Here is a 2,599-nt window from a genome sequence, read left to right on the forward strand (position 1 = left end):
TGGCGAGTAGCGCTTGATGGTAGCGCCAGTCCATGCAGGTGGTAGCGCGGTTCTGGCGAGGTGGTAGCGGCCCGGGCTGCGTGCCCGGGCCGCTGAACGTCACTCCCAGTAGCCGTCTTGGGAGCGGGCCTGGTCGTTGCGGTGCCGGCGCATGTCGATCTGGCCGAGGTTGATGATCCGGGCGTTGTTGGCGAGGCGGTTCACGATCGAGTCCGCCGCGACCCGGTCGGGCAGCTCGGCAACCCAGTGCGCCGGCCCGGTCTGCGAAGCGATCATCGTCGGCAGCCGGTGTTCTCGGTTCGCGAGGATCGCGAACAGGTCGCTGGCTGCGTCGCTGTCGATCCCGACGGTGAGGAAGTCATCGATGATGAGCAAGTCGATGTTAGAGAGCTCGTTCAACAGCTTCTGGTGGGCGATGCCGTCGCCGCGGGCGATGACGAGCCTTCGGGCGAGGTCGTCCATCCGGAAGTAGAGAACGGAGTGTTCGCTTTGGCAGGCACCGATGGCCAGCGCGCAGGCAAGGTAGGTTTTTCCGCCGCCGGTGGGCGAGATGATGAGCAGGTTTGTCGCATCGGAGCGCCAGTCGTGGGCGGCATAGCGTTGCATTCTGACCGGGGTGATTCCGCGTCCGTCGCGGTAGTCGACCTCGGCGACGGTCGCTCCCGGGATCGGGAAGGCGGCCTGGCGGATGAGTTTGTCGACCTTGTTGATGCGCCGGGACTCCAACGCGTCATCGACGGCGGTGAGGAACAGTTGCTCGGGGGTGAGGGTGTCGTTGCCCTCATCTTGGATGAGTTCCTCCAGCCGCGTTGCAACGTGGGTGACGCGCAGGGCTCGGAATTTGTCGTAATCGATGCTGGTGAACATCAGTTTCCCTCCTCGTCGCGTGCGTAGTGGGAGGCGTCGCGAACGTAAACGTCTGGCATGGTGTCGCGGAAAACGACGGCGCTGACGCGTTTGCGTGTTGAGGCTGCCGGGACCACCGGCCGAGGCTTTTTCGTGTCACTGTCGATCGCGGCCATCAACCGTTTCAGTGTCGAGTAGGTCGGATGGGCGCTGCGGTTCACGAGCTCCTGGCAGGCCGCTTCCAGCCGTTCCCGGTTGTTTTTGCCGAGCCCGTCGAGGATGTTCTGGCAGGCCAGGTAGCCTTGCGCCTCGATTGCTTGCCCGTCGAGGATCTGCTCGATCACGGCCACTGTTGCTGGCCCAACGCTGCGGGCCCGGTCGGTGAACCACCGCTTGGACCAGAGCCCGTCGATGTTGCGGTGTTGCGGCGGGACGTGCTCGGGCAGGGTCGAGTACTGGCCCTTCCGGCCGGTCAGCCGCGGGTGTTCGCAGAGCATCTCGTGTCCATCGAAGACCGTCACCCGAGACGAGGTCAGCCTCACCCGCAGCAGCTTGCCCGCCAGAGCGAACGGCACCGAATAACGTTGCGTGTCGGCGGTGACGTGGTAATTGCGGCCGGCCTTGAGTTCCTTCCAGGAGACGTCCTCGAACGCAGCGTCCGGTAACGGCTCGAGGAACTCCCGTTCCTCGGTGTCAAATCTCTCCCACCGGGTCGTATCGTCCGCGCGGCGGATGTCGTGGTTGATCTCTCGCACCCGCTCGTCGATCGCGTCGTTCAACTCGGTAAGGGAAGTGAAGACATCGTCGTCGAGGTAACCGATCACGCGTTTGTTCACCACATTCACCGCGTTCTCGGCTGCTGCCTTATCGCGCGGGCGCTTCACGCGGGCCGGGACGATCGCGCACTGGTAATGGTCGGCGAGCTGCTGATACCGGGAATTCACGACCCGCTCCGCGTCACCCTTGTGGGTTTGGTGGGTCGAGGTCGTCGGGTTGTCCGGAACGACGATCTGCGGAACGCCGCCATAGAACGTGAACGCTTGAACGTGGGCGTCGAGCCAGGCCGGGGACTTCATATCCGCATAAGCGCGGCAAAACATCATCCCCGAGAACGGCAGAACCGCCACGAACAGCACCGCCCTGGTGATCTCGCCGGTGACCGCGTCAACCAGATCGATGGTGTCGCCAGCCCAGTCCACCAGCATCGCTCGGCCCGGCTCGTGCCGCAGCACCGCCACCAGATCATGGGTGCGGAGATAGTCCGTGAACAGGGCGCAGAACTGCGAATACCCATACTTCTTGCCCGCGTCTTTGGTATCGACGTAACGGCGCCAGGCCAACAGCAACGTGAAGTGCCGGTTCGTTTTCATCGACGCCACCACCCGCGCCAGGTCGGGCTGGACGTACTCCTCCGATACCTTCCGGCGCCCGTCCGGGAACCACTTCGCGAGCTCAGCGTCGGTGATCGCGACCATCGAGGTCAGACCCCGGTCCTGGACCTCCTGCCGAACCCGGGCCACGTCGCGATGCGAGCACCCCGCGATCTCGACGACTTCGCGGTAACTCCGCCCCTCCAGTAATAACCCCAGTATTTTCCGATAGTCCGCCATGACCCGCCCTAACAATGAAACGACAACGCCGTATGCGTTGTCTTCTCACAGCAGAGCAGTCCCGTGACCGCCAGCGCTACCATGTACCCGGAAACGTGCTACCAACTCGCCGGACTACCGCTACCACCAAGCGCTACTCGCCA

General features: G+C 63.8%; 2 protein-coding genes. Both read right to left on the reverse strand.

All coding sequences use genetic code 11. From position 1 onward, the window contains the following. Nucleotides 1–99: 99 nt before the first annotated feature. Nucleotides 100–867, reverse strand: a complete 768-nt coding sequence (locus E3O47_RS02675; protein ID WP_134419454.1) for an ATP-binding protein — start codon at nucleotides 865–867, stop codon at nucleotides 100–102. Next, entirely contained in the window at nucleotides 867–2,456 is a 1,590-nt protein-coding gene (gene istA, locus E3O47_RS02680; protein WP_241986063.1) for an IS21 family transposase, read from the reverse strand. The genes E3O47_RS02675 and istA overlap by 1 nt, the downstream gene beginning before the upstream one ends. Nucleotides 2,457–2,599 lie beyond the last annotated feature (143 nt).

This window comes from Cryobacterium sp. TMT2-17-1, assembly GCF_004402765.1.
Classification (GTDB): domain Bacteria; phylum Actinomycetota; class Actinomycetes; order Actinomycetales; family Microbacteriaceae; genus Cryobacterium; species Cryobacterium sandaracinum.